Consider the following 20,491-nt stretch of genomic DNA (forward strand, 5'->3'; position numbering starts at 1 on the left):
CAAATGGTTTTGATAAATAATATAAATTATTATGAGACTTCTTATGCTTTTACAATGAAGATATTAGAATTCAAAAAAACCGCTCCAAAGCGAAGCGGTTATTATTTTTATTCATGATGCTCATACATCTTGTTGTAAAGATCCATAAACTTCTCTTTTACAGCCTTTCGTTTTAATTTTAAGGTAGGAGTAAGCAGTCCCGCTTCAATGCTCCATACTTCGGGAGTAAGTTCTATCTTTTTGATTTTTTCCCAGTTTCCTAAGTGTTCATTGATCCCATCAATCTCTTTCTCTATTCTCTGTTTTAATTCTGTGCTTTTTGCAATCTCCTCAGGAGTGGAACCAATGTTTAAATTGTTTCTCATCGCCCAGCTTTTTGCAAAGTCAAAATCAGGTTGTACCAAAGCACATGGCATTTTTTCACCATCACCTACTACCATAATTTGCTCAATAAATTTCGAAGCTTTTGCTAAGTTTTCAATCGTTTGAGGGGCAATATATTTTCCACCGGAAGTTTTGAACATCTCTTTTTTACGATCCGTAATTTGTAAGAAACCGTCACTGTCGATGTGTCCGATATCCCCTGTTTTAAAGAATCCATCTTCAGTAAATGCCTCTTTGGTCATTTCTTCGTTTTGAAAATATCCTTTGAAGATCGATGGACCTTTCACGGTGATTTCTCCATCTTCCTGAATTTTTACCTTTAAATTATCCAGCGGTATACCTACTGTTCCTATTTTCATTTTTTCAAAACTGTTTACCGAAATAACCGGTGAGGTTTCCGTCAAACCATAACCTTCCAGTATAGGAATTCCTGCATTCTGAAATATTAAATTAAGCCTTGTAGATAGTGCTGCAGAACCGGAAACCAACGTGATAATTTCTCCACCCAAACCTTCTCTCCACTTAGAAAATACCAATTTGTCGGCGATGATTTGTTGAATTCCTGAAGGTTTTGAAATTTCCTTTTTCTTTGAAATTAAATTTAAAGCCCAAAAGAATATTTTTGATTTTAATCCGCCTGCAGAAGAACCGGTATTATAAATTTTATCATATACCTTTTCTACCAATCTTGGTACAACAGTCATATAATGAGGCTTCACTTCTTTTACGTTTTCACCCATTTTATCAATACTTTCTGCAAAGTAGATAGAAAAACCGTTATACTGGTACAGATAGAAGAGCATTCTTTCAAAGATATGACAGATCGGAAGAAAGCTCAATGCTCTGCTTTCTTTATAATCTAAACTTTTTTTCTTTGGAATCCTCGGAATAGAACCCAAAACATTGGAAACTATATTGTTGTGTGTCAACATTACTCCTTTAGGTCTGCCAGTAGTTCCGGATGTATAGATAATCGTGGCAAGATCTTCAGTATTGATAGCATTAGAAAGATCATCTACTTCAATTTGGGTAGATTCGTCTTTACCTAAGTCAAGGATTTCTCTCCAGTTAGCTGCACCGCTTATATTATCGAAAGTGAAAATCCCCTGTAGTGTTGGGATATTATGTTTTACTTTCATTACTTTATTCAAAAGCTCTTTATCAGAGACAAAACAGTACTGAATCTCTGCGTTATTGAAAATAAATTCATAATCTTCCGGAGATATGCTTGGGTAAACAGGAACAGAAACTACTCCAATCTGAGATAAACCAAAATCCATAATGGCCCATTCTGTACGGGAGTTCGTGGTTATCAAAGCGATCTTATCACCCGGCTTTATACCTAGCTTTAGTAATCCTCGGGATATCTTATTTCCCTCATTAATAAACTCCTGTGTAGAAGTTTTTTTCCATTCACCATGATATTTAGTTACAAACATATCCGTTTTAGGATATTTTTCTAAAGCATACTGTGGAATATCGAATAATCTTTTGATCGTCATGATTTTTTAAGTAATTTATAAAGAAATCTAAATATAAGCATTTTTTTTAATTGCAAAAACTAGATTTCGATAATTAGAAATAAGTTGAATGTCTTCCATAATACTTTTTATTAAAAAAGATGCCTGAAGAAGATAAAGAAGAAGACTTATCGTTGATCAGTTTGATGATTTTATCCGGCTGATGTCTGTTTTTCGTTCAAATATTTCGATAGAAAAATCACCAAAAATAAGAATTATTTACTTTTTTTACTCCAACTGCAAGTCTGCCTTTGGCAGGCTATTTTCGTAAATTTAATTTATTTTTCATATTTGCCCAAAAAGTGTAAATTTACGGCTATCTAATTATTTTTTTTATGGACTTTAATTTATCAGAAGAACAGCTGATGATTCAGCAGGCAGCAAGAGATTTTGCCCAAAATGAACTATTACCTGGAGTTATTGAAAGAGACCGCGACCAGAAATTCCCTGCAGAACAGGTGAAGAAAATGGGAGAAATGGGACTTTTAGGAATGATGGTGGATCCAAAATACGGAGGTGCAGGTATGGACAGCGTTTCTTACGTGCTGGCAATGGAGGAGATTGCAAAAATAGATGCTTCTGCAGCTGTTGTAATGTCTGTAAACAATTCACTGGTTTGTGCCGGTCTTGAAAAATTTGCTTCGGAAGAACAAAAAGTAAAATATCTTACTCCACTGGCTAGCGGGCAGGTAATCGGAGCTTTTGCGCTATCTGAACCGGAAGCTGGTTCTGATGCAACTTCTCAGAAAACGACTGCCGAAGACAAAGGAGATTACTATCTTTTAAATGGTATCAAAAACTGGATCACCAATGGGGGAACGGCTTCTTATTATATTGTAATCGCTCAAACGGATCCTGAGAAAAAACATAAAGGAATCAACGCATTTATCGTAGAAAGAGGATGGGAAGGTTTTGAAGTTGGAGTAAAGGAAGATAAACTGGGAATCAGAGGAAGTGATACACACTCTTTGATCTTCAATAATGTGAAGGTCCCAAAAGAAAACAGAATCGGTGCTGACGGATTTGGTTTCAATTTTGCAATGGCTGTATTAAACGGTGGTAGAATTGGTATCGCTTCTCAGGCATTAGGTATTGCTTCAGGAGCTTATGAATTGGCATTGAAATATGCTAAAACAAGAAAAGCGTTCAAAACTGAAATTATCAACCACCAGGCAATTGCTTTCAAATTAGCTGATATGGCAACTCAGATTACTGCAGCAAGAATGTTGTGTTTAAAGGCAGCATGCGAAAAAGATGCAGGAAAAGATATCTCTGAAAGCGGAGCAATGGCAAAATTATACGCTTCTCAGGTAGCAATGGATACTACCATTGAGGCGGTACAGATTCACGGTGGATATGGATATGTAAAAGAATACCACGTAGAAAGACTTATGAGAGATGCTAAAATCACTCAGATCTACGAAGGAACTTCTGAGATCCAGAAAATCGTGATCTCCAGAAGTATTGCAAAATAACAATTGATTAAAACACACATTACTTATGAAAAAATCTTTGTGGATCACCCTAGGTGTCGTACTGCTATTGTTAGGAGTATTCGTATGGTATAAATATTTCTTTGTATTTGGAGAAGGAGTGAAATCAGGATATCTGAATTATGCCATGAAAAAAGGTTATATCTTCAAAACTTATGAAGGTAAACTGATTCAGGAAGGTTTCGGAAAAGGAAAAACAGGTGGTATTACAAGCTATGAGTTTGAGTTTTCTGTGGATGATCCTGAGGTTTTCAAACAATTGGAAATCAACAGTGGTAAAACCTTTGATCTGCATTACAAAGAATATAATGGCGCTCTTCCATGGAGAGGAAACACAAAGTTTGTCGTAGATAAAGTTGTGAATATGAAATAACAGAAAGGCTTCCGATTGAATGGGAAGCCTTTTTTATTTTGATAAACTCCTTAAGTGTCATTATCTCTCTAATATTCCGACAAAGTATCCCCATTGTTTATAAATCAAAGTTGTAGATTTAAATGGGATATGCTGTTTGATAGTATATTTTTCTAAATTATGTGATTGCTGACTATTGAGAAATTTTGTTATTTTATTATAACAATTGCTGCAATATGTGATTAATAAATATGTTTGATGTTTTACAAAATCTAAGTGTTTAAGATTATTATGTTTTAAATAATGAAAATCAGTGGTTTATGTTGGGTATTCAATAAATTGATTAATTTTATCCTATTAAATAAATCACACTATGATGAAAATTTTATCTTTGTTGCTTCTTTTTGGAGCAGTAACACACATGAATTCCCAAGTCGGAATTAATACACAGAAACCTACCGAAACATTAGATGTCAACGGTTCGGCGCGTATCCGAAATAGTAAACAACTCGGCTCCAATGCCTCTGCAAAAGATTCTATTGTTGTATTTGACAACGGTGGTGTACTAAAAAGAACAACTGCTTCTCAGATCCTTGCTCAAGGGAATGCCCTGATTTCTGTAGAGACAGCAAGTCCGCTGGCGGGGAATGGGACGACTTCCAATCCTGTTATTTTGGGACAAAACGGTGCATCCAACGGACAGGTGCTTCAATGGAACGGAACGACATGGGCTCCCGTTTCTGCCTCCGCCTTAGGTACAATAGCACTGAATATTGGAACCTCAGGTAATAATATTACTGTTTCTAACTCACCTGTCGTTTTAGGAGGAAGCATGACACTCAATGTACCGGATGCAAGCACCACAGCGCGAGGAGTAGTTACCACCGCTGATCAGTCATTTGCAGGAACAAAAATGTTTTCAGCAGTGGGAATAAATACTTCCACTCCTAATGCATCTTCACGATTAGATGTTAATGGTACTTTTAAACTGGGAACCACGGGAACTGTTAATAAAAATGTGATTAATTTTTCTACATCAGTCAACAATTCGATCAGTAGTGGAGATTCAACATTTTTAACAGGAGCTTTTAATTCGTCAGGAATTTTAGATGTCAATGTTGCTATTCCTGTAGCAAACAGACCAACTTCCACACAGGCGGTTGTGAGTGTGTCCCCAAATTTTGATTTGCCGGGAGCGGTATCAATAGCTTCGGCAAGACTTACCTCACCATCCAATGTAAGGATACGCTTTATGAATACCGATAGAAATAATGCTCAGACAATTGTCGGGACGCTGTTTGTGACAATTAGCGAATTTTAATTTGAATTTCTTTTTATTTAAATAATTGATAAAGCATTTCTTATCATCTTCCTTTCAGTAGACTAGCACTTTATATACCCTGTTATTCTAATGAAAGGAAGATTAATTTTATTTTTGGTTCTTATACCTAAAATGAAAATACTTTTGATAGCAGTGCTTTAGTGAATGAAAAGATAAGAAACTTTCTAAAATGTTTTTTTCATTTTGAGAAATATTATACATCTAATATGAATCTTTATGATCTATGTTTTTACTTCTCTTTTTATAAAAATAATATCCAATACCTCCAATTAGAAACAGTGGCCATAACGGAAGTATGAATAAAAAGACAGAGGTAATAACGTTCCATCCGGATTCAATAGCTGCCAATGACTTTCCGCCAAAAGTTTCAGGTTCCTTTTCGATTTCTGTTGTACCCGTAAGATTCACTGAAATACTGCAGATCACATTATCCGTATAATTGTTTCCGGAAACCTGAATGTTTTTGCTTTCAATATCTCCGATATTATCTGTAAGTGCATTCATCAACCTATCAAAATTCTGGATTGGGACTTTGATATCAATACTATAGACCTTTTGATCTTCTTGTCTGCGATCTGCCGATTCTATATAAGAAAGATCTTCACTTTTTATATAGCCATTGTTTTTAATGGCCTCTTCTTTGATGATTTCTTTTACCGTTTCTGTATTGTCTGCTTTCATTGAAATCTGACCTGACTTTACCATTCTGTCTTTGGGTATTTTCAGTTCGTAGCTGTCATTTTTAGACTTTTCTTTATAAATAACTTTGGTCTCTTTAATGATTTTAGGAGCGGGAACATTGACAACAATTTTTTCAGCTTTTTTGGCAGAGTCCTTTTTCTCTAATTTTGATTCCAGTTTGGTGGAAGCGATCTTGTCAGAAAGAGAATCTACAATTTTTGATGTGTTTTCTATTTTCTGCTGAATCTCATTTTTGGTATCTTCAAAATCTTTTATTTTAATACCGGCAGAGTCAAGAGCTTTATGGACTGTATGGTTAGCATTATCTATAGCATCTGTTGCAACAGTGGTTGCGCTGTCTATAGTATGTATGGTTTCCTCAGCCTGGGATTGCGAAATATTTCCCTTTTTACACATGATAAAAGTGCTTGATACAGCAACGAGTAGTATGATCTTTTTCATAACATTAATTTTTTTCATGAAGTAAATTTAGAGGGGAAATTCTTGTAAAAATTGTAAATAGACTGTATTGTGCTGGTAAAATAGCAACTGTTATATTTTCAGTGTTTTATGCTTCTTTTACAAGAGATTTACAAAATGATACCAGAAAAGTAATGTCTATTTATTTGTTTTGTTGTTTTTGGCTTTTGCTTAATTTTTTAAATGTTTTAATATTAATTATTTTATAAAATTTAGTTTTTACCCTATTGTTTGCGTTTTTTTGCTGATATTATAGATAATTGAGGAGTAATCCTCCATTGGGTACTCGGGATTTTGAAAAAGCTGAAGTGGGAATATGAGTTTATCTCAATTATTCTAACGTATTTTCAAAATCGGGACAGAATCGGGGAAGGGGATTTCGCGTACTGTTTATGTGATAGACGAAAGACTTGTCAATCCTAAGAAAGAAATTGGGGTGGCAAAATTAAAGAAGGGGTAAATTGATCATATCTGCCTACCGGCACTTGCCTTATTCAGTTAGATAAAGATGGTCAGAAGATTTCCAAAAAATTCATAATTAAAAAAAAGGATATAAAAATAAAAAGAAACCGTTCAATATTTTATTGAACGGTTTCTTTTTATTTTTTAGTGATCCTGAAATTCACTGATAAAATGTAATTTCACATTCGGGAACTTCTCCTGAGTCATATGAATCGTGAATGACGAATCTGCCAGGAATACAAGCTGATCATATTTATCTCTGGCAAGGAATCTTTGCTTTAACCTTGCAAATTCTTTAAACTCCTCAGATTTTTCATCTGCTTCTACCCAACATGCCTTGTGCATAGATAGTGGTTCATAAGTACATTTAGCCCCATATTCATGCTCCAAACGATATTGAATAACCTCATACTGAAGTGCTCCTACGGTACCAATGATCTTTCTTCCATTCATTTCCAATGTAAATAACTGAGCAACACCTTCATCCATCAACTGGTCGATACCTTTAGCCAATTGTTTAGCTTTTAACGGATCATTATTGTTAATATAACGGAAGTGTTCCGGAGAGAAGCTCGGAATTCCTTTGAAGCTTAATTTCTCACCACCAGTCAGAGTATCACCGATTCTGAAACTTCCCGTATCATGAAGACCAACGATATCTCCGGGGAAACTTTCTTCTACAACTTCTTTTTTGTCGGCAAAGAATGCATTTGGAGAAGAAAACTTCATTTTTTTACCTTCTCTTACCAATAAGTAGTTTTCATTTCTTTTAAATGTTCCGGAAACAATTTTCACAAATGCTAATCTGTCTCTGTGTTTAGGGTCCATATTGGCGTGGATCTTGAAAACAAATCCGGTGAAAGCGCTTTCTTCCGGTTTTACAAGACGGGTATCACTTTCCTTAGGCTGTGGCATTGGAGCAATGTCAATGAATGCATTCAATAATTCACGAACTCCAAAGTTATTTAAAGCCGAACCGAAGAATACAGGTTGCAGATCACCTTTCATATAATCTTCACGATTAAATTCAGGATAAACAGATTGAATCAGATCAAGTTCTTCTCTTAAAGTTTTGGCTGCTTTTTCACCGATAACTTCATCAATAGAAGAATCATTAATATCATCAAACTTGATAGAGTCTCCAACTTTCTGTTTTTTCTCTTCCAGGAATAGCTGAATATTGTCTTCCCAGATATTATAAATTCCCTGGAAATCGCTTCCCATACCAATTGGTAAAGAAAGGGGACAAACCGTTAATCCTAATTTTTGTTCCACTTCATCCAGCAAATCAAAAGCATCTTTACCTTCACGGTCAAGTTTATTGATGAAAACCAACATCGGAATGTTTCTCATTCTACATACCTTAACCAGTTTTTCAGTCTGTTCCTCAACCCCTTTTGCAACGTCGATAACAACAATGACAGAGTCTACGGCCGTTAATGTTCTGTAGGTGTCTTCAGCAAAGTCTTTGTGACCGGGTGTATCCAGAATGTTGATCTTGTGGTCTCTATATTCAAAAGCCAATACGGAAGTTGCTACAGAGATCCCTCTCTGTCTTTCAATTTCCATAAAGTCGGAGGTAGCTCCTTTTTTTATTTTGTTGGATTTTACCGCGCCCGCTTCCTGAATAGCCCCTCCGAAAAGAAGTAGCTTTTCTGTAAGGGTTGTTTTTCCGGCATCCGGGTGGGAAATGATCCCGAAGGTCTTTCTTTTTTGTATTTCTTTGATTAAGTCTGACATATCGTATTTTGAAGTTGCAAAAATCGTGATTTTTTACGAGGTTTTCAAATTTAAATTACGACAATGATTTCAGAATAGCAGATTGAGCGGATAAGAGTGGTTAAGAATGGTATTTATTATTACTTAAACCAAAGTTTTTATAATGACTATGAAAGCGTAGATCACTCCTGAAACAATAAGCAGAAAAAATGTAATCATGACATATTCAAAAGTGCCCCATTCATGGGCAGGCGGGCGTTCTGTATTGAGACTGTACTGGTCGATGGTCTGCCGGCCTATTTTCAGGTCGGGACGAAAGTGTTGAACACCTTTCAGAAAATGACGGTACAACTCATATTGATTGCTGAGAATAACATATTCAAAATTGAAGTCTATATTTTTCAATATAACTTCGCCTGTTTTACCCGACAGGAAGACCATTAAAGTTATTTTGCCATACTTTACAGTCTGAGTACTGTGTACATACACATCGGCTGATGAACTGTTGGAATGCTGCAGCTCACTGTATAATATGGTATCGACAATATGATTCCGGCTGTTGTAAAAAGCAGCTCCTTTTTCGTCAATAATGACTTTCCGTATTTTTTGTTTTCTCCGGTATATGAAGGACATGATCAGCGCTATACAGCAACATATCAAAAGGAGCTGTGCAATCAAAAGAATAATAAAAATACCAATGTTGTCCTTCCAGCGTTTAAAAATAATATCGAAGACAGATCCAATAACTGCAACGATCAAAATGATACTCAGCCAGATTATTCCTGTTATAAAGTACGTAAAAGGTTTATTAATCTTAGATTCTAAAATCCGGAATTTTTCTGTCATTCTCATTTCAATTTACATTAAAAAAGCAATTACTGTTATCATTGTACAAATGATAAGCGCTGTTAAAATTAAAAGCCAGCCCCCCAATGAAGTCCCTTTTTTATTGACCTCCCATGTATTTGGATCAATAGAGAAGCTTTTGAGAGCCATGGGATCTATTGTTAAATCAGAACGGAAAACAGAGATTCCATGTAGAAAATGAGCGTATAAAGGACCTTTATTTTTAACGACACGAAGAGAGAGATTCATATCGATACGTCTTACTGCTTTTTCCTTTTTATCCGGCTTTACAGTGACCTCAAGTAACGGAGCAATGCTTCCTCCCACAGGTGTTACTGTGAACACATCAAAATTTTGGTTTGAGACCTCAAGTTCTGTATAAAGAATTTGATCTGTAATCTCATTTTTGGCATTATAAAACAGAAGTCCACGATCATCAACAACGATATAGCAGGCATTTTTTTTTCTCTTCATAATGTAAAAGTTAACCGCAGGAACTAAAATCAGAAGTGAAACTCCCCAGCAGACTAACGCAGGATAAAATACCTGATCCCATCCTCTTTTATAAATTCCGTAAACAGGTCCCAGTACAAAAAAAATAAATAATGAAAAGAGGAGTCCGAACAATGTCAGATTCAGGACAAGAGTAGAAAACCTGTGGATCGTAGATTCAACAGTCGGAAATGGAAATTTTGTCTTGGGCTGGGTAATATTCATGGCAGAGGAGCGAATTTAAGTATTTTCTTTTTTAGTTGCCTGTGGCATTCAAAAAAATTATCTTTGTTTTCAATTAAATTTTACAGAGAAAAGCATGGAAAATAGCAAATACCCGAAATTTACTTTTACATGGTGGGGTGCTGTTACTTTGGTGGTGGGATTATTTATAGGAACAATGGCTGTTTCTTTATTCAGTCTCTTTTGGAAAGTTACTTTCAGAGAAAACCTTGAACTTAAAGATTGGTTTTTTATGCTGGCGAATTCTGCAGGCTTTCTGGCTGCTATTGCCTTTTTTGACTATTTCATCGTAAGACGTACCACAGGGAAAAAATTGAGCTTCAACCTGTCATCAGTTAATTTCTATACTTACTTATTGATTTTTCCAATGATGGCCGGAATGATGTTTATTTCAGAATTTGTGACTTCTCTGATTCCGACGACTGGCCCTTTTTTCGGTGACTTTTATGAATATTTTACCAGACTGATGGATCAGTTGACTGACGATCCGGTTGTAATGATTGTCATGACAGCCCTTCTGGCTCCTGTTTTTGAAGAAATTATCTTTAGAGGAATTATTCAAAAAGGATTAATAAATAAAGGAGTACAACCATGGAAGGCAATTTTATATGCTTCCATAATTTTTGGCGTAGTACATGGCAATCCATGGCAGTTTATCAGTGCTGTGATGCTGGGATGTGTACTGGGACTGGTATATTATAAAACAAAATCCTTACTGATGCCGATATTACTGCACGGATTTAATAATCTTGTACTGTCATTATTGGTTCTTTACGGTAAACAAGATAGTTTTGCAAAAGCGTTTCATGTTTCAGAATGGCTGGTACTTACTACAGGTATTGTGCTTTTTTCCCTGTTCTATTATCTTTTTATGAAAAGATATAAAGTTCATTATGCTGAAATGTAAAAACGATCTGAGCTAAAAAATAAAATTGAAAATGAATATAGACATGGAATTATTGGTAGCCACACACAATGAGCATAAAAAAGAGGAAATCCAACAAATTTTAGGAAATGAGTGTATTGTAAAAAGCCTTACGGATTACAATATTCATGAAGAGATTGTAGAAGATGGAGATTCTTTTCATGCCAATGCTTTGATTAAAGCAAAATATTGTTTTGAAAAGACAGGAGTTCCAAGTTTAGGTGACGATAGTGGTCTGGTCGTTGAATCTTTGGACGGAAGACCCGGGATATTTTCTGCCCGTTATGCAGGAGATCATGATTTTGCTAAAAACATTGAAAAAGTCCTGGAGGAGATGCAGGGTATAGAAAATAGAAAAGCTTACTTTGTTACCGTTTTATGCTATTATGATGAAAATGGAGCTCAGTATTTTGAAGGTAGGGTTCATGGAAATTTATTGACTGAAAACAAAGGATTCAAAGGCTTTGGATATGATCCTATTTTTGTTCCGGAAGGACACGATAAAACTTTTGCGGAAATGGATCCTGAAGATAAAAACAAGATAAGCCACCGTAAACAGGCACTGGATTTGTTTATGGATTTTCTGAAAGTAACAGATTAAAAAATCCACTATAATAGATAATAATTCCCCCTTTTGTAAGAGATCAGGCTCTCATTTGATGCGATGGCTTAGTCTTCTTTCTGATTAAATTTGTTGTACATTTGTTACACTAAACTATTGATTTGAGTACTTATTTAACAATATTAGGTTTTAATTCGGCAATTCCGACCATCAATACTTCTCCTACGGCGCAGCTGTTGGAAATGGAAGAAAGACATTTTCTTATTGATTGTGGAGAAGGAACACAAGTTCAGCTTAGAAAAGCAAAAGCCAGATTTTCAAAAATCAACCATATTTTTATTTCCCATCTTCATGGAGATCATTGTTTTGGACTGCCAGGACTTATTGCTTCTTTCCGACTTCTGGGAAGAGAAAATCCTTTGCATGTGTATGGCCCGAAAGGAATAAAAAAAATGTTGGAAACCATTTTTCAAATTACAGAAACACACCGTGGTTTTGAAGTGGTTTATCATGAGCTGGATAAAGATTATTCTGAAAAAATTTATGAAGACAACAGGGTGGAGGTGTACACCATTCCTTTAGATCACAGAATTTATTGTAACGGTTATCTGTTTAAGGAAAAACCAAAAGACAGGCACCTTAATATGAAGGAAATCGCTAAGTACAGTGAAATTGAAACCTGTGACTATCATAATATAAAAGCAGGAAAAGATTTTGTATTGAGTGATGGATATGTTCTCAAAAATGAAGTGTTAACTGTTGAACCGGCTCCTTCGGTATCTTATGCTTTTTGCAGTGATACACGCTATCTGGAAAGTGTAATCCCGATTATTAAAAATGTCACAGTGCTATATCACGAATCTACTTTTTTGCATGATTTGAAAGAAATGGCAGACTATACAGGACATACCACAGCTTTGGAAGCGGCTACTATTGCTCAAAAAGCTCAGGTAGGAAAATTAATTTTAGGACATTTTTCCAACCGATATGCAGACCTTACGGTTTTTACTGATGAAGCAAGAAATATTTTTCCAAATTCGTTTTTACCAAAGGCTTTGGAGAGTGTAAAAATTTAATGATTATGTTGAAGTTTGAAGAGTTAAGAAGTTTTCTGAATGAAAAGGCTGATCAATATAATGCTCCTGATTTTATTGAAAATGATCCCATACAGATTCCTCATCGTTTCTCCTTAAAACAAGATATTGAAATCGCCGGGTTTCTGGCTGCAACAATTTCCTGGGGAAACAGAAAGTCAATCATTAAGTCTGCAGATAAAATGCTTGATATTATGGGAAACTCACCCTATGATTTTGTTTTGAATTATTCAGAAAAGGATTTGGAAAAGTTACACGATAAAAGTATTCACAGAACTTTTAACGGAGAGGATTTTTCTTATTTTGTAAGACAGTTCAACAAGATTTATAAAGAAAATGAAAGTCTGGAAAATTTATTTGAAGTAAACGATCCCGAAAATAATTTTTTTCATGCCATTGAACGGTTTAGAAGTAACTTTCTGGAAACTGAAAAACACAGAAGTCATAAGCATATAAGCTCTCCTTACAAGAATTCCTCGTCAAAAAGAATTATCATGTTTCTGAGATGGATGGTTCGTAAAGATAAACGAGGAGTAGATTTTGGAATCTGGGAAAATATAGATCAAAAATACCTGTCAATTCCTTTAGATGTACATACAGGAAATATTTCCCGAAAATTAGGACTGGTTTCAAGAGCGCAAAATGACTGGAAGACTGTAGAAGAACTGGATGTGTCCATTAGAAAGTTTGATGAAAATGATCCGGCAAAATATGATTTTGCATTGTTTGGATTAGGAGTGACGAAGGAATTATTATAAAAAGCAAAGCGGATGAAAAAATATAATGAGAAAACAGAAGTACTGGAAAAAATAGCAGACAGTATCACCTCATGGATAGGCTCTATTCAATCCCTGATTGTACATACCCTGCTTTTTCTGACTTCATTTTTACTTCCTATGGTAAATCTGGTGTCGTTTGATAAAATGCTACTTATCCTTACCACGGTACTTTCTCTGGAGGCTATTTATCTTGCCATTTTTATTCAGATGTCTGTCAATAAGAGTCACGAAAAAATTGAAGATATTCAGGAAGATATTGAAGAAATCAGTGAAGATATTGAAGATATTCAGGAAGATATCGAAGAGATCAGTGAAGACATTGAAGAGATCAGTGAGGATATTGAGGAGATCAATGAAGATATTGAAGACATTCAGGAAGATATTGAAGAGATCAATGACGATGAAGATGAAGAGCACCACAATGAAAGAGCAAAAAACGTAATACTCAAAAGCAATGTGAGTTCAAATAAAAACGAAATAAAATCTCTAAAGGATATTATCAGTAAGCTACAGGATGAGATCGAGCAGCTGAAAAAAGACGAGAATTAAAAAAAATAACGGAGATATATTATTTTGACAAAGTACTAAAAACAGATCTTTTTATATGGGTCTGTTTTTTATTTGTAAAATTTTATCTATTTTTTTTGTGAAAAAGATAAAAATAAAAAACTTTTGTTGAGGATGATTGTCTAAAAATGAACTTAAATGGTCTTTTAGCTTAAAATGTTACAGATAATTTTGTTACATTTGAGCAAATGAAAACAAAATGTTAAACTATAGATTAAAAAACTACTTTTTTCTTTTAATATTTTTATTGGCTTCTGCTTCTGTATTTTCACAAGGCGTTCGTAACAGAAAGGTTTCAAAATCAAAACCTTCTGCGGAAAGCCTGAGAGCAGGAGCATTTATAGATGTAAATGTAGCTTCCTATACCCCTTCTGGGTTTTCTCCGGCACAGCTTGTTACAGATGTTCTGATCAATGGGGGCTCTACCTGTACGACGGCTAGTGTAACCAATGTTACGGTAAGTCCCAATCACGCAGCAGATAATACCAATAGATTTTGGGGATACTTTAATAAAGGGACAACTAATTTTCCTTTTACAGACGGAATTGTATTGACAACAGGACATGCGAAAGAAGCTGGAAATTCTTTTATAAGCATGGCAAGTAAAAGTGTAGGTACCGGAAGTGATGCCGATCTTGTGGCGGCTACTGGTAATACTTCTACATTAAATGATGCTGTAGCTCTGGAATTTGATTTCGTTCCCAATTCAACTCAGGTTAAATTTAACTATATATTTGCTTCTGAGGAATATGAGCCGACAAACGATTATCCATGCAGTGGATTCTCTGATGCCTTTGCACTTTTACTAAAGAAGGCGGGTGATCCTACCTATACCAATTTGGCAATATTACCAGGAACAGCAGGGCCGGTGAGTGTAACGAATATTGTACCCGGAGGAAGTTTGTTTTCCTGTGGACCTATTAATGCCACTTATTTTGCTGGAATGAACGATCCTCACCTTCAGGTCAATTACTATGGGAGAACTATTCCGTTGACAGCTGTTGCGGATGTGATCCCGGGACAGACCTATCACTTTAAAATGGTTTTAGCAGATGCTATAGATACAGGGCATGATTCAGCTGTCTTCCTGGAAGGAGGCTCTTTTGATATTGGGATTAAAATTGTGGACGAAGCAGGAGCTACGTTACCGGGTAGTATTAATATGTGTGACAATACCCCAAAAGTGTTAAAAGCACAGGTAGCTACAATTCCGGGGATGACTTTCCAATGGTATAAAAACGGGGTTCTGATTCCGGGAGCCACCAACGCTACCTATACCGCTACAGCACCAGGAGTATATACTGTAAAAGTGATGATTCCGGGAAATAACTGTCCGGGCGAAGCTTCTATTACCATTGTCGGAGGAACAAGTCCTACTGTGCATGATGCAACGCTTAAGCTTTGTTCAACTCCGGATCTTACAACCTTTAATTTAGAAGACGCAAAGCCTCTGATCAGCACAACGATGGGAGCGGTGTTTAAGTTTTATGCAAATCAGGCAGATGCTCTGGCTCAAAATAACAGCAATATTACCAATCTGACAAATTATAGCGGAACAGATGGACAAGTATTATATGTGCTTGTTTCTAACGGTGCTTTTTGTAGCAAAATTGCTACTTTGACTTTAAGGAAAGAAGAAACTCCGGTTGCAAAAATTACGGCGCCGAGGTTGAAGATTTGTGTAGGGGAGTCATTACTTTTAACGGCTTCCGGAGGTGTGACCTATCAATGGGGAGATTCTTCCAGTACAGGAGGAATCAGAACTGTAAATCCAACTCAGACAACAACCTATACTGTATATGCGATTGGAGCACAAGGGTGTAAATCATTACAGCCGGCGCGTATCACGATTGAAGTAATTCCTGCTATTGTTTCCGGTGTGAAAGGTGGATATATCTGTAAAGGAGATAAGATTCTTCTGGATGCCGGCTCCGGACCAGGTTATACCTATCAGTGGAGTACAGGAGAAACAACCCAGACCATCACTGTTGATACTCCTGGAGAATACTCTGTAAATATTAGCAATGGAATATGCTCCAAAGAATTTAAAGCACAGGTTATTCAGGCGGTTATTCCACAAATTATAAAAGTTGATTACAATGATAAAGGAATGATGGTGCTTACAGCGAATAATCCTAGTAATGGTGTGCTGGAATACTCTATAGATAACGGGCTCACATGGCAGGGTTCTAATGTATTTACAAATGTACCTCCAAATAAAGTCATTTCTATCCGGGTGAAGGTTAAATTCACAAGTTGTGAAGGATTCCTTGAATATTTTACATTTGTTATGAGAAATGTGATTACTCCAAATGGCGATAATATTAATGATATTATTGATTTCAGAGGAGTGAGTAATTATAAAGATTTTAAAGGTCAGATTTTTGACCGTTACGGAAAAGAAGTATTCAAGGCTGAAAAAATCAGACCCTACTGGGATGGTTTTTTCCAGGGTAAACGCCTGCCTACCTCTTCTTATTGGTATCAGTTAACCTTTGAAGATCCTGCGAGTAAGCAGCTTACCATAAAGACAGGATGGATCCTTCTCAAGAATATAGAATAATTTTAAGATATAATTAAAAGACTGACTACTTTGTTAGTCTTTTTTTATTATATTGAAAAAAATTAAGTTGATATTCTACGATAAATAAATTTGCGTTAGTAGCAATGTAAATTATATTAAGTTGAATTTCAAACAAAAAAAATAGTATTTTTGTTTAAAATAATATAAAATGTTAAATAGGAGGACGGGAAATTTATTTTTAGCGTTATTTTTTGCTTTTGTGGGAAGTCTGGTTCTTGCTCAGAACAGGGAAAGAACAGGAGTTGCCAAAAAACCTAGCGCTGCCACTATGAAAGCAGGTGCTTTTATTGACGTAAATGCACTCAGCTATCCCGAATCCAGCTACAGTATTACTCAGCTGGTAAAAGATGTTCTGATATCCGGAGGAGGGTGTGCTACTTCTAATGTAAGCAATGTAACGGTGTCCCCTAACTTACAACCTACCAATCAGAATCGAAGCTGGGGCTATTTTAACAAAGCCAATACAAACTTTCCTTTTAGTAAAGGGATTATACTCTCAACCGGCTACGCTTATAAAGGTGGAAATACCTATTACGCTGATCTGAGTGATGCTCTGGGAACCGGAGGAGATGATGACTTGGCAGCAGCATTAGGACTTCCCGCTACAGATCTTAAAGATGCCACTTATATAGAGTTTGATTTTGTTGCAGCTTCTACTGAAATTACATTCAGATATCTATTTGCCTCTAAAGAGTATCAACAGAATTTTCCATGTACCATCACCGATGGTTTTGCTCTTCTGTTAAAAAAAGTTGGAGATCCCAGCTATACTAATCTCGCGGTACTTCCTAATGGAGCAGGACCGGTGAGTGTAACGAATATCCACCCACAATACCCTAATTGTGGACCTAAGAATGAAACCTATTATGGAGGTACCAATACAGCTCAGATTGAAACCAACTTTAATGGCCGTACTATTCCGTTAACGGCAAAAGCAACTGTAATACCTGGACAAACTTACCATTTCAAAATGGCATTGGCTGATTACCAGGATCGAAATTTTGATTCTGCAGTATTTCTGGAGGCTGGATCATTTGATATTGGAGTTAAAATTCTGGATCCGGCCGGAGTACAACTACCGGCTTCTGTGAATATGTGTGATAATACACCACAGACCTTCACGGCTTCTGTTCAGGCGCCCAACGTAACCTACCAATGGTTCTTAAATAATAATCAGATTAACGGAGCAGTGAATGCCAGTTATACGGCAACGCAACCAGGTGTATATACTGTTAAAGTGTTTGTTCCGGGCAATAGTTGTCCGGGAGAAGCAACTGTTACTGTCGTAGGCGGAACTTCTCCTACCGTGCAGAATTCTACCCTGACAGCTTGTTATGCAGCTGGAAATGCTACTTTTAATTTACAGTCTGCTCAAGCTTCCATAAGTACAACTCCCGGGGCTACATTTTCATACTATACCACATTAGCAGATGCAAACGCTGGAAATACCAGTACAATTCCAAATCCTGCGACTTATCAAAGTCCCGGAGGGCAAACTGTGTATGTTAGGGTTGGAACCGGATTTTGTTTTAAAGTTGCAGAGCTACAACTCGTAAAGGCTCCACAGATGACGGTGTCTATCGTTCCTCCCGTGGCTTTGACTTGTGCTAATTCTCAGATTACACTCGATGCTTCGGCTTCAGTTTATCCAACAGGAGCAACATTTAACTGGACGACTACCGGAGGAAATATTGTCTCGGGAGGAAACACCCTTAATCCTGTGATCAATGCACCGGGTACCTATACTTTAACCATAACAAAAACCTATCAGCCAGGCGATGTTAACTGTACAGCTGTAGCCAATGTGACTGTTACAGGAGATAGTGCTCCCCCTAATACAGGGCTTACAGCTACCAAAATAAAGATTTGTAAAGGAGAATCGGTAACATTGACCGCTACCGGAGGAGTGACCTACAACTGGGGGAATGGCCTTACAGGAAACGGAAATACACAAACTGTTTCGCCTACCGCAACAACAACTTATACTGTAGTTGCAGTAGGAGCCAATGGATGTGTGTCTCAAAATCCAGGTACTATCACTATTGAAGTGTCGGAACCCTTTACTGCACAAAATGCAATTTTGCACAAGTGTTATCAACCGGGACTTACATTTAATTTAACTGAAGCCCAAACACAAATTACAACGGCTGCTGGTCCCATAACCTTTGTTTATTATGTGAATCAGGCTGATGCCAATGCTGCTAATGCCAACTCTATAGCAAATCCTACAACTTATTTGCCAACGGGTTCAAATCAGACTATATATGTTTTGGTAAGTAATGGAGGTTGTAGTTATGTTGTTTCTCTGCAATTGCTGACAACTCCTGAAACCACATTAACGATCGCTGCACCACAAACAGTGACTTGTACAACACCTCAGATTACTATAGATGCATCAGCTTCTGTAGTACCTGCGGGATCTACCATTAACTGGACAACAACAGGAGGAAATATTGTTTCAGGAGGAACTACTCTTACCCCTGTCGTAAATGCCGGTGGTACCTATACATTGACCGTTACAAACGTATCGCAGCCAGGAAATTTAAGTTGTACTTATACTGCAACAGTTACAGTACAGGAAGATAAAGTGTTGCCGGTGGCTGCACTTGTTTCATCACAACCTCGTATATGTGTGGGAGAATCCGTAACACTGACGGCTTCCGGAGGAGTTACCTATAACTGGGGGAATGGTCTTACCGGAAATGGAAGTACTCAGGTCGTTTCACCTACTAATACAACTACCTATACTGTTTTTGCAGTAGGAGCCAATGGATGTGTTTCAGCAACTCCAGCTACGGTTACGGTTCAGGTAGGACCACCTATTGCAGGAATTGCTGCTTCTAAAACAAAAATCTGTGAAGGAGAATCAGTGACGCTGACTGCTACCGGAGGAATTACCTATAATTGGGTAGGTCTTCCCGGAAATGGAAATACTCAGGTAGTAACTCCGCCTGTAGGTACTACTACTTATTCGGTATATGCGTTGGGAGGAAATGGATGTAGTTCCACAGTTCCTGCTACAATTAAAATTGAAGTCGTTCCTGCCATTGTTTCTACATTGAAAGATGTGTATGCCTGTGCCGGAGATAAAGCGGTTTTAGATGCCGGAGCAGGGACTAATTATACCTATCTGTGGAGTACCGGCGCAACAACTCAGACCATTACAGTAAATACGGCAGGGACTTATTCTGTAACTATCAGTAACGGGGTGTGTTCAAAAGTCTTCACTGCCCAACTGATCAACCCGGATCTGCCACAGTTTACCAATGTTGTTTATGAAAACCATATTCTTACCCTTACAGCAAGTAATCCTACAGGAGGAACTTTGGAGTATTCTATTGATGGAGGAATAATATGGCAGGGATCCAATATATTTACAGGAGTTCTGAATAATACAAATTACCGTTTAATGGTAAGAGTTAAAGATGCAAAATGTGGAACTTCGCTGGATTACTTTACATTCATTATCAGCAATGCCATTACCCCTAATATGGATGGTATCAATGATACAATAGATTTTACAGGAGTCAGTGGATATAAAAACTTCGCAGCTTCTATTTTCGACAGATATGGGGCGGAGGTATTTAAAGCCACAAAAGGGGATGTTATATGGAAAGGATCTTTAAAAGGATCAAATCTGCCTACCGGTACGTATTGGTACAGAGTGCAGTGGGAAAACCCGGCAAGCAGCAAGTTGGAGCAGCGCTCAGGTTGGATACTTCTGAAAAATAGAAATTAAATAAACATTGAAATATAAAAAAACAACAAAATCTTTCATAAATGAAAGATTTTGTTGTTTTTCGTGTTAAAGAATGGGCTATGGTATAATGGGGGATCTGTACCATAGAAGTTGATAATGATTTTTGTGAAAAAAAAATAAGGCAAAAGTGATGGATGCAGCCCCATCTTATTTTATTAAGCCATGAAGGAGCTAAAAAGGGATTGGTTGTGGAAGTCATCAACCCT

The 20,491-nt window shown here is 36.7% G+C and carries 15 protein-coding genes; 10 read left to right on the forward strand and 5 right to left on the reverse strand.

The genetic code is table 11. From position 1 onward, the window contains the following. Positions 1 to 107: 107 nt before the first annotated feature. Positions 108 to 1,886 (reverse strand): AMP-dependent synthetase/ligase, encoded by a 1,779-nt coding sequence (locus tag C1631_RS13665; RefSeq protein WP_103248280.1) that lies wholly within the window; start codon positions 1,884 to 1,886, stop codon positions 108 to 110. A 353-nt stretch (positions 1,887 to 2,239) separates the two neighbouring features. On the opposite strand from C1631_RS13665, the gene C1631_RS13670 reads away from it, so the two are divergent. The 3 genes from C1631_RS13670 to C1631_RS13680 all read left to right on the forward strand — a co-directional run bounded on the left by C1631_RS13670 (position 2,240) and on the right by C1631_RS13680 (position 5,070). Next, positions 2,240 to 3,379: an acyl-CoA dehydrogenase gene (locus C1631_RS13670; RefSeq protein ID WP_103248279.1), complete on the forward strand. Its 1,140-nt coding sequence runs from the start codon at positions 2,240 to 2,242 to the stop codon at positions 3,377 to 3,379. 25 nt (positions 3,380 to 3,404) lie between these two features. Further along, positions 3,405 to 3,770, forward strand: a complete 366-nt coding sequence (locus C1631_RS13675) for a hypothetical protein (RefSeq protein WP_103248278.1) — start codon at positions 3,405 to 3,407, stop codon at positions 3,768 to 3,770. A gap of 352 nt (positions 3,771 to 4,122) precedes the next feature. Next, the gene (locus C1631_RS13680; RefSeq protein ID WP_109712765.1) at positions 4,123 to 5,070 is read left to right on the forward strand and encodes a hypothetical protein; all 948 of its coding nucleotides are present in this window, start codon (positions 4,123 to 4,125) and stop codon (positions 5,068 to 5,070) included. A 222-nt stretch (positions 5,071 to 5,292) separates the two neighbouring features. On the opposite strand, the gene C1631_RS13685 is transcribed toward C1631_RS13680, so the two are convergent. The 4 genes from C1631_RS13685 to C1631_RS13700 all read right to left on the reverse strand — a co-directional run bounded on the left by C1631_RS13685 (position 5,293) and on the right by C1631_RS13700 (position 9,996). After that, positions 5,293 to 6,234, reverse strand: coding sequence for a DUF4349 domain-containing protein (locus tag C1631_RS13685; protein WP_103248508.1), 942 nt, complete (start codon positions 6,232 to 6,234; stop codon positions 5,293 to 5,295). A gap of 624 nt (positions 6,235 to 6,858) precedes the next feature. After that, positions 6,859 to 8,454, reverse strand: a complete 1,596-nt coding sequence (locus C1631_RS13690; protein WP_109712767.1) for a peptide chain release factor 3 — start codon at positions 8,452 to 8,454, stop codon at positions 6,859 to 6,861. A gap of 123 nt (positions 8,455 to 8,577) precedes the next feature. Next, complete coding sequence (locus tag C1631_RS13695; RefSeq protein ID WP_103248506.1) at positions 8,578 to 9,279, reverse strand: hypothetical protein; 702 nt, start codon at positions 9,277 to 9,279, stop codon at positions 8,578 to 8,580. Positions 9,280 to 9,291: 12 nt separating this feature from the next. Further along, on the reverse strand, positions 9,292 to 9,996 hold the full coding sequence (locus C1631_RS13700) for a hypothetical protein (RefSeq protein ID WP_103248507.1): 705 nt from the start codon (positions 9,994 to 9,996) through the stop codon (positions 9,292 to 9,294). Between the two features lie 94 nt (positions 9,997 to 10,090). On the opposite strand from C1631_RS13700, the gene C1631_RS13705 reads away from it, so the two are divergent. The 7 genes from C1631_RS13705 to C1631_RS13735 all read left to right on the forward strand — a co-directional run bounded on the left by C1631_RS13705 (position 10,091) and on the right by C1631_RS13735 (position 20,264). Beyond that, positions 10,091 to 10,921: a CPBP family intramembrane glutamic endopeptidase gene (locus C1631_RS13705; RefSeq protein ID WP_103248509.1), complete on the forward strand. Its 831-nt coding sequence runs from the start codon at positions 10,091 to 10,093 to the stop codon at positions 10,919 to 10,921. A 31-nt stretch (positions 10,922 to 10,952) separates the two neighbouring features. After that, positions 10,953 to 11,540 carry an RdgB/HAM1 family non-canonical purine NTP pyrophosphatase gene (gene rdgB / locus C1631_RS13710; protein ID WP_438502074.1) on the forward strand — a complete coding sequence of 196 codons (588 nt, stop codon included), beginning with the start codon at positions 10,953 to 10,955 and terminating at the stop codon, positions 11,538 to 11,540. Between the two features lie 122 nt (positions 11,541 to 11,662). Next, the gene (locus tag C1631_RS13715) at positions 11,663 to 12,577 is read left to right on the forward strand and encodes a ribonuclease Z (protein WP_109712769.1); all 915 of its coding nucleotides are present in this window, start codon (positions 11,663 to 11,665) and stop codon (positions 12,575 to 12,577) included. A gap of 5 nt (positions 12,578 to 12,582) precedes the next feature. Next, a complete protein-coding gene (locus C1631_RS13720; protein WP_438502075.1) occupies positions 12,583 to 13,353 on the forward strand; it encodes a TIGR02757 family protein in 771 nt (256 codons plus the stop codon). Between the two features lie 12 nt (positions 13,354 to 13,365). Then, positions 13,366 to 13,923: a DUF1003 domain-containing protein gene (locus C1631_RS13725; RefSeq protein WP_109712771.1), complete on the forward strand. Its 558-nt coding sequence runs from the start codon at positions 13,366 to 13,368 to the stop codon at positions 13,921 to 13,923. A 217-nt stretch (positions 13,924 to 14,140) separates the two neighbouring features. Continuing rightward, complete coding sequence (locus tag C1631_RS13730; protein ID WP_109712773.1) at positions 14,141 to 16,504, forward strand: choice-of-anchor L domain-containing protein; 2,364 nt, start codon at positions 14,141 to 14,143, stop codon at positions 16,502 to 16,504. A 169-nt stretch (positions 16,505 to 16,673) separates the two neighbouring features. Further along, positions 16,674 to 20,264 (forward strand): choice-of-anchor L domain-containing protein, encoded by a 3,591-nt coding sequence (locus C1631_RS13735; RefSeq protein ID WP_109712774.1) that lies wholly within the window; start codon positions 16,674 to 16,676, stop codon positions 20,262 to 20,264. The last annotated feature ends 227 nt before the right edge of the window (positions 20,265 to 20,491 follow it).

Origin of the sequence: Chryseobacterium phosphatilyticum, from assembly GCF_002899825.2 — a bacterium.
Lineage (GTDB): Bacteria > Bacteroidota > Bacteroidia > Flavobacteriales > Weeksellaceae > Chryseobacterium > Chryseobacterium phosphatilyticum.

Bases quoted from the DNA above. Each gene is read 5' to 3' on its own strand.
- C1631_RS13665 (WP_103248280.1), bottom strand. From the start codon at position 1,886: ATGACGATCAAAAGATTATTCGATATTCCACAGTATGCTTTAGAAAAA.
- C1631_RS13670 (WP_103248279.1), top strand. From the start codon at position 2,240: ATGGACTTTAATTTATCAGAAGAACAGCTGATGATTCAGCAGGCAGCA.
- C1631_RS13675 (WP_103248278.1), top strand. From the start codon at position 3,405: ATGAAAAAATCTTTGTGGATCACCCTAGGTGTCGTACTGCTATTGTTA.
- C1631_RS13680 (WP_109712765.1), top strand. From the start codon at position 4,123: ATGATGAAAATTTTATCTTTGTTGCTTCTTTTTGGAGCAGTAACACAC.
- C1631_RS13685 (WP_103248508.1), bottom strand. From the start codon at position 6,234: ATGAAAAAGATCATACTACTCGTTGCTGTATCAAGCACTTTTATCATG.
- C1631_RS13690 (WP_109712767.1), bottom strand. From the start codon at position 8,454: ATGTCAGACTTAATCAAAGAAATACAAAAAAGAAAGACCTTCGGGATC.
- C1631_RS13695 (WP_103248506.1), bottom strand. From the start codon at position 9,279: ATGACAGAAAAATTCCGGATTTTAGAATCTAAGATTAATAAACCTTTT.
- C1631_RS13700 (WP_103248507.1), bottom strand. From the start codon at position 9,996: ATGAATATTACCCAGCCCAAGACAAAATTTCCATTTCCGACTGTTGAA.
- C1631_RS13705 (WP_103248509.1), top strand. From the start codon at position 10,091: ATGGAAAATAGCAAATACCCGAAATTTACTTTTACATGGTGGGGTGCT.
- rdgB (WP_438502074.1), top strand. From the start codon at position 10,953: ATGAATATAGACATGGAATTATTGGTAGCCACACACAATGAGCATAAA.
- C1631_RS13720 (WP_438502075.1), top strand. From the start codon at position 12,583: ATGTTGAAGTTTGAAGAGTTAAGAAGTTTTCTGAATGAAAAGGCTGAT.
- C1631_RS13725 (WP_109712771.1), top strand. From the start codon at position 13,366: ATGAAAAAATATAATGAGAAAACAGAAGTACTGGAAAAAATAGCAGAC.
- C1631_RS13730 (WP_109712773.1), top strand. From the start codon at position 14,141: ATGTTAAACTATAGATTAAAAAACTACTTTTTTCTTTTAATATTTTTA.
- C1631_RS13735 (WP_109712774.1), top strand. From the start codon at position 16,674: ATGTTAAATAGGAGGACGGGAAATTTATTTTTAGCGTTATTTTTTGCT.